Genomic DNA, 6,724 nt, shown 5'->3' with positions numbered 1-6,724 from the left:
CCTGAAGATCACTGGACCATGCATTGAGCAGGTGCAGGGCATCCTTGCCTGCAGCCGTATCGAACGAATGCCGGAGCGTCTTGCCATCCAGCCGCACTCCATGATCCGAAACCGCCTGGTTAAGCGACCGGATCCATCGTTGCAGGCAGGCGTAGAACTCGGACGAGTCGAGTCGAGCGAACACCCTCCCAAACGTATCGTGCGACGGGATGCCGTTGGGAAGCTCGAGAAACCGGGCAAACCATTCCCTCTTCTTCTTGCCGAACCGCTCGACGTCAGCCCAGCCCTCCGCCCCGCAGATTGCCGCGCACAAGGCGATGGCCACCATGTCGATCAGCAGGTGACGCTTCGTCCGCTCCATCCGTGGGTCGGTCAGGTCCTCGAAGTGTGAACGAATTACCGGCGTCGTTGAAACAATCACAAGTCGTCCTCCGTGACACAGGCGAAACGACGTGCGGCCACCGCCGCCCGCTTGCCTTTCGACGACTCACCGCAATACTTGTGCCGCTCTCAGAAGATGCGATTGCCCTGGGCCGCGGGGTGGCTTCACGCTGGTGGAGCTGCTCGTGGTGATCGCCATCATCGGCACCCTCGTCGGCCTGCTCCTGCCCGCCGTCCAAGCGGCGCGTGAGGCGGCCCGCCGCAGCCAGTGCTCCAACAATCTCAAGCAGCTCGGCTTGGGTGTCCTCAATCACGAGTCCACCCGCAAGACACTACCGCCGGGCACCGACCAGCGGATGAACGGCATGCACTGGCGTTTGCTGCCGTTCATGGAGGAAACCGCGGCAGCCACTTCCTTCGACAACGGCGAGTACGGCACCGGCGCGTCGTGGTGGGCGTCCGGGGTCGCGTGGAACGTGCCCCGCGCCGCCACGCCCCCGCAGGGGCGCTTCGGCGTCGCCAAGCCCGGCATCAACACCTGGCTCTGCCCGTCGGGCATGGCTGCGAGCAGCCCGGGCAGCATCGTGAACGTCGTCCAGATCACGACCCACGGCTTCGGCAACGTCGATTTCCGTGGCAGCGTGACCGGCGTCGCCACCGGTGCGCTGGCGCTGACGACCTACTACTACACCACGGCCAGCAATCCGACGGCGGTCAACGGCCTCGCCCTGACCGACTATCTCTACAACCGTGGCTACATCCACGACATGGCCTATCGCCAGTACCTCGGACCGTTCCAGTACAGCGACAAGACCAACACCTCCTCCACGACCAGCCCTGGCATGTATCTCAAGGTGCCCGCGGTCGGAATGAAGATCGCCACCGTCACCGACGGCACGAGCAAGACGATCTTCATGCAGGAAAGTGCCGGCGGATTCATGTCGGGCTTCACCCCGCAGGGCTGGGGCGCGATGTCGTGGGGTCACGCCCCGTTCACGTCGAGCTTCGGGTTCTGCCCCGATGCCACCAATCCCAACTGCTGCGGGAATGCCGCCACCGACAACTGCGGCCCCAACGGCAAGGGCTACGGCAAGGGAGCCGGCCGTCCGAGCAGCATGCACGCGGCGAACCTGATCGGCACGCTGTACGGCGACGGATCGGTGCGGTTCACCAGCCCGTCGGTCGACTACAGCACGTGGGCATCGCTGTGCGGTTCCCAGGACGGCGACATCGTCAACATCGACTGATGCGTCGACGGTGTCGTCCGGTGTCTTCGGCTCTCGCCCCGCGCGGGCACTCCTCCAAACGGGAATCCTCGACGATGATCATGACTGCTCCTGGCAATCGCACTGGCGTCCTTCTCGCCAGCGCCTCGCTTGTCGCCTTGGCCCTGTGCTGCGGCTGCAGCGGCGGCAATCAGGCGGCGAGTGTTCCCAAGCGGCAGGGGGGCGGGGCGAACCTCCGCCCGGTCGGCGAAGGGAGTCCGCCCCCGGCGGCGGCCGCTGGGACTCCGGCGCAGCCGCCGTCGCGCGGTGACTCGGTCAGCGACAAGCCGATCGAGACTCCCTGACCGGACAGCCGTGACGCGGTTCCCGCCGGGGTGATTCGGCGGGGGCGCGAAGCGGTCGATCCGGACGCGTGCTCAATTGTGGCGAGGCCACCGGATCGAACGGTCCGGTGGCCTCGCTCGTTTTCAAGGCGTTTCACACCCTCGTTCAGGGGGTGTCCGCCAGCGCCGCTGCCTCCCAGCCCTGCGCATTCTGCGGGCAGCACAATCTTCAAATCAGGCACGGACAGGTCGTGAGCACTCGCCGGTTCGCCGCGAATTTGCCGGAAAACCGACGTTTATCGGCACTATTTGAAAAACAGCACCTGCACGCTTGTGGCATGACCTTTGCTGAATTGTTGATTTTTCGTTGGGATGGCTTAAGAAAGAGATGGGGTTTTGGGTGGAGGCGGAGCCACTGCCGCTCGATCGCTGACGACACGGCGTTGAGCTCGCGCGTGTGCGCGCGCACGTCCGTGCCGCTTCGGTCGAGGAACCTCGCGCGGTGTGGGTCGATGACAAAGCGCGGTTTTGAATCGGTGACCAGCACGGCGGGATCATTCATCGGTTTTCTTCCCGTCGACAGTCTTCAATCTTGATCCGTTGTCAGTCCCTGTGTTTTTCGTTTCATCCCTGTTTTCAAAGGATCCTTCCATGAACGCTTTCGATCGGCTCCACGCCGGCTCGCGGCGACGGGGCTTCACGCTCGTCGAACTTCTCGTGGTGATCGCCATCATCGGCACACTCGTCGGCCTGCTGCTCCCGGCCGTGCAGGCGGCGCGCGAGGCGGCCCGGCGGTCGGCATGCACCAACAACATGAAGCAGCTCGGCCTCGGGATCCTCAATTACGAGAGCAACAACAAGACGCTGCCCCCCGGTGCCGACCAGAGGTTCAACGGCGTCCACTGGCGGTTGTTGCCCTACATGGAAGAGACCAACACCCACGCCACGTTCGACAACGGCCAGATCAGCACCACGGCGAGCTGGTGGGCGTCGGGCGTCGCCTGGAACGTGCCGCGCGCCTCGTCGCCGCCGCAGGGCCGGTTCGGCGTCTCCAAGCCGACCGTCCCGTCGTTCCTTTGCCCGTCGTCGTTCTCGACCAACAACGCGTCGGCGATCAACAGCGTGATCCAGATCACCGCCGTCGGGTATGGCAACGTCGACTTCCGCGCCAACCTCGTCGGGGCCGGCTCGGGGCTGGGCTCGTCGCCGATGTACAGCTTCTACATCTACAGCCGGGCATCGACCCCGGTCGCCGTCGACGGCCTCGCGTTGACCGACTACCTCTTCAACCGTGGCTTAATCACCGACGTGGCCTTGCGCCAGTACATCGGCCCGTTCCAGTACAGCGACAAGACCAACACCTCCTCGACGACCAGCCCCGGAATGTACCTGAAGGTGCCGGCCGTCGGCGTGAAGCTGTCGGCCGTCAGCGACGGCACGAGCAAGACGATCTTCATGCAGGAGACGGCCGGCGGCTTCATCGACTGGGGTGCGGGCAACGCCGGCAACGGCTGGACCGGGATGACGTGGGGCCACGCGCCGTTCTACGCCGACTTCGGGTTCTGCCCGGACGGCACGAACGGCAACTGCTGCGGCAACACCGCCGGCGAGAACTGCGGCACCAACGGCAAGGGTTTCTCGTGGGGCCTGCCGAGCAGCATGCACGCGGCCAACCTGATGATGACGCTGTTCGGAGACGGCTCGGTGCGCCCCCTGTCGCCGTCGACCGCCTACGGCACCTGGGTGTCGTTGTGCGGTGCCCAGGACAGTGACAACGTCACTCTCGACTGACCGTCAGCGGGGCAGGTTCTCGTCTCCTTCTTCCAGGAAAGCAACCATGGTCGATTCGTGTCGTCTGGCAGTGGGAACGGTTCTCGTGACCGCCGCGCTGGCTGCGGGCTGTGGCGGGGCCAAACCGGCGGGCACCGTCCCGACGGCGGCTCCCGGCGCGGCGTCTTCCAACCTCAGGCCCAAGGGTATGAACAGTGGAGCCCCGTCGGCGCCGACTCCGGGACAACCCGCGGCGGGCAAGCCCGCCGGACCGCAGTATGCGCAACCGATCGACGCTCCCTGACCCAATGCGGCGCTCCCCGCCGGGGAATGCCGCGGGCGGGGGACCGCACGACGAAATCGTTCCGCCGCACGGCGTGGTGGACCGTCACTGAAGACGGTCGCCGGCCGGTCGTCGGGACGGAGCAGGGATGGTGAAGAAGCAGGGCGCAGGACCCCCGTCCGCGAGGGCGGGGGTCCTGTGTTTTTTCGAGGCGCTCCGCTCCAGTTCAGCGAGTCGTCGAGCGCTTCGTCCGCGCGACCTGGGGCCGCGGCACGCGGTAGACCTTCGGGTCGTCGACGACCCACGGCGTGCTCCAGGTCTTGCCGTCGTCGCGCGACAGGACGTTGTAGAAGAACGTCTTGAACCACAGCGTCTTGTATCCATACGGGTACTGCGACGTGATGTAGTCGTCCATCGTGAGCTCGTCGACGCCCGGGCTGGCGAAGTAGTGGACCTGGCCGTCGGGGGAAAACGACAGCCCGAGCGTCCACCATCCCAGTTCGCTGATCTGGGGCCCGCGGATCTCGCCGCCGTTGCGCCCGCCGCGAATCCGCAGGTAGGCGGAATCTTCCTTGCGGCGGCCGTCATGGGCGCTTTCGAAGCAGATGAACATCCCCGGCCAGTACTCCTCCAGGCCCCACTCGCCTTCGTCGGGATGATCGTCGGCGGTGATGATCGCGTAGGTGTAGCAGCCCGCCCGGAAGCCGAACGTGGGTCCGCTCCGGTCTTCCCACTGCTCGAACGGCGGCAGATAGACGCGCGTCACGACACTCGGGCTGTCGGCGGCGGGGATGCCACGCCCCGTGACCCGCTGCATGTTGTGGATCAGGTCGTCCTGGTGGGCCTGGTAGGTGATCCGGCCGGGGATCCCGGCGCGGAGCGTGGCGATCAGCAGGCCGTGCTCACTCCCCTCGAGGCCGGGAGATGGCAGCGGGATCCGTTTGACGACGTCGGGGGTGCCGCGCTTCAGCCCCTCGAACCACTTCCCGTTGCGGCTCCGGGCGGTCGGCGTGCGGACGCGCTTGTCCTGCTCCTCGGAGCTCTTCGGGTGGGCGTAATTCCACGACCACCCTTCGTCCTCGAAGTCATCGCCGACGGCGGCGAGCACCTCGCCGGTGCCCGGGACGAGCACCGGCCGGCGCGGAGGCGCCTTGGGGGCGGAGGGGGCGACCGGCCGCTCCTCGGCGACCGCGTCCTCGTCGTCGTCGCCTTCCGTGGCGGTGGGGACGACGGCCGCGGTGTCGGGCACGGCATCGCCGTCGTCGGCTCGCGCCGACCCTGCGGTCAACACCAGCGCCATGCCGAGCGCCGCAGCCGTGATGCAGGAGGACGACGGGTGGCGGTGAAAATGGCAGACCGCTGTCATGGATCGAGGCTCCGCGGGACCGGTTCGGCAGGTCCGCGCCGGCGAACCCTCCCAGCCGTCCATCGGCCTCCCGGGGAGCGTTCGTTCGGCCGATGGGGTGACCGCCGGTCCACGATTCCCCACCGCCCCGGCTTACGGGATCGCGCGAGGAGTCGACAGCCTCGCCAGGCCCCCCCGTTTCACCCGCCTCCGCGGCGTACGCCCGACCGGGAAAACCTCTCTGGCCCCCGCGGCACGGAAACGTCAAAAGCCTCCGTGGTGGTCTCCGTCCGCGCCCCTCTCCTGGTCAGCGTGCCATGCCGACAGCCCATCGACGGATCGCTTTGCGGGATGTCTCGTCAACGCTCGGCGGATGCCTCGTCGCGTTCGCGGCCACGGCCCTCGGTGATCCGCCCGTCGAACGCGGCCCGACCGACGCCGCGGCCACCCCCGCCGCAGCACCGCTGCGAAGCCATATCCTTCCCGTCGGCGACATCGCCGCGACCGGACGCCATCTCCCCTCCGCCGGGATGGTCACGGCGCGGGCACCCGACATCATCCGCGAGCAGCTCGCGCTCCCGCGCGGCCGGGGCCTGGTGGTGATGAGCGTGGCTCCCGATTCACTCGCCGCCCGGGCGGGAATCTGCCGGCACGACGTGCTGGTGGCCCTCGACGGGCAGTGGCTCCTCCTGCCGGAGCATCTCGAGGCGCTGATCGATTCGTCGCCTTCCGACGCGGCGCTCGAATGCAACCTGATCCGCGGCGGCAAGCCGGTTTCCGTCTCGCTGTCCGGCCGCCCCGTGGCGGGGGCGAGCGGTGCTTGGCCCCAACCGCGCGGCGAGGATCGCGCCGCGGCACCACCGCACCCGTCGGTGATGGTCGACGCGCCCCCCGACGGCGCCGCGGACAGGGCCGGCACGGTGACCAGCGCGGGTGGGAGTAGCGTAGCGACCACCCCGTCGACCGTGGTCCCGGCGGGCGCCAGCCAGCCGCTGACGGCCGCCGCCGTCGGTGACCGGCTCGACGACGGAACGCTTGTCGACTCCGGCCCCGATTACACGATCAAGCTCACTCCCGGCGACGGGCTCAAACTCCTCGTCCAGGACCGCCGCGGCAGGGTGCTGTTCCACGGTCCGATCGACACGCCGGCACAGCGGGCACGGATGCCGCTGCCCGTGAGACCGCGTGTCGAGGCCCTGGAGCGGGAAATCGCGGCGCGCGAATACCGTGCACAGCCCGGTGCCAGGGTCGCGACCCGTTCTCAGCCAGCGCGGGACGCGTCTCCTCGACCTTCCGAGCCTCAGGGCTCCCGGAGCAACCCGGGAGAGACGCCGACGCTTCCCGTCGCGCCGGTCGACATCCGCTGACCGTCACGGGGCGACGTGTGCCCGCGGCC

At 67.8% G+C, this 6,724-nt stretch carries 7 protein-coding genes; 4 read left to right on the top strand and 3 right to left on the bottom strand.

The window, feature by feature from the left end; translation table 11 throughout:
- Positions 1-421: ISAs1 family transposase (locus FJ309_05845; protein ID MBM3954124.1), on the bottom strand; the 421-nt coding region annotated here is incomplete at its 3' end.
- A gap of 31 nt (positions 422-452) precedes the next feature.
- Between FJ309_05845 and FJ309_05840 the strand changes: the two genes are divergently transcribed.
- Complete coding sequence (locus FJ309_05840) at positions 453-1,628, top strand: DUF1559 domain-containing protein (GenBank protein ID MBM3954123.1); 1,176 nt, start codon at positions 453-455, stop codon at positions 1,626-1,628.
- A 74-nt stretch (positions 1,629-1,702) separates the two neighbouring features.
- The gene (locus FJ309_05835) at positions 1,703-1,951 is read left to right on the top strand and encodes a hypothetical protein (GenBank protein MBM3954122.1); all 249 of its coding nucleotides are present in this window, start codon (positions 1,703-1,705) and stop codon (positions 1,949-1,951) included.
- A 208-nt stretch (positions 1,952-2,159) separates the two neighbouring features.
- Here FJ309_05835 and FJ309_05830 read toward each other — a convergent pair whose 3' ends face one another.
- On the bottom strand, positions 2,160-2,492 hold the full coding sequence (locus FJ309_05830) for a hypothetical protein (GenBank protein ID MBM3954121.1): 333 nt from the start codon (positions 2,490-2,492) through the stop codon (positions 2,160-2,162).
- Between the two features lie 89 nt (positions 2,493-2,581).
- On the opposite strand from FJ309_05830, the gene FJ309_05825 reads away from it, so the two are divergent.
- Positions 2,582-3,721, top strand: a complete 1,140-nt coding sequence (locus FJ309_05825) for a DUF1559 domain-containing protein (GenBank protein ID MBM3954120.1) — start codon at positions 2,582-2,584, stop codon at positions 3,719-3,721.
- 488 nt (positions 3,722-4,209) lie between these two features.
- Here FJ309_05825 and FJ309_05820 read toward each other — a convergent pair whose 3' ends face one another.
- The gene (locus FJ309_05820) at positions 4,210-5,115 is read right to left on the bottom strand and encodes a hypothetical protein (protein ID MBM3954119.1); all 906 of its coding nucleotides are present in this window, start codon (positions 5,113-5,115) and stop codon (positions 4,210-4,212) included.
- A 530-nt stretch (positions 5,116-5,645) separates the two neighbouring features.
- Between FJ309_05820 and FJ309_05815 the strand changes: the two genes are divergently transcribed.
- Entirely contained in the window at positions 5,646-6,695 is a 1,050-nt protein-coding gene (locus tag FJ309_05815) for a PDZ domain-containing protein (GenBank protein MBM3954118.1), read from the top strand.
- The last annotated feature ends 29 nt before the right edge of the window (positions 6,696-6,724 follow it).

The sequence above is a fragment of the Planctomycetota bacterium genome, assembly GCA_016872555.1.
Taxonomy (GTDB): Bacteria; Planctomycetota; Planctomycetia; order Pirellulales; family UBA1268; genus F1-20-MAGs016.
This window is presented reverse-complemented; position numbering and strand designations above follow the sequence as displayed.

Excerpts from the sequence above, each read along its gene's own strand:
- FJ309_05835 (MBM3954122.1), top strand. The coding sequence starts at position 1,703 with ATGATCATGACTGCTCCTGGCAATCGCACTGGCGTCCTTCTCGCCAGC.
- FJ309_05830 (MBM3954121.1), bottom strand. The coding sequence starts at position 2,492 with ATGAATGATCCCGCCGTGCTGGTCACCGATTCAAAACCGCGCTTTGTC.
- FJ309_05825 (MBM3954120.1), top strand. The coding sequence starts at position 2,582 with ATGAACGCTTTCGATCGGCTCCACGCCGGCTCGCGGCGACGGGGCTTC.
- FJ309_05815 (MBM3954118.1), top strand. The coding sequence starts at position 5,646 with ATGCCGACAGCCCATCGACGGATCGCTTTGCGGGATGTCTCGTCAACG.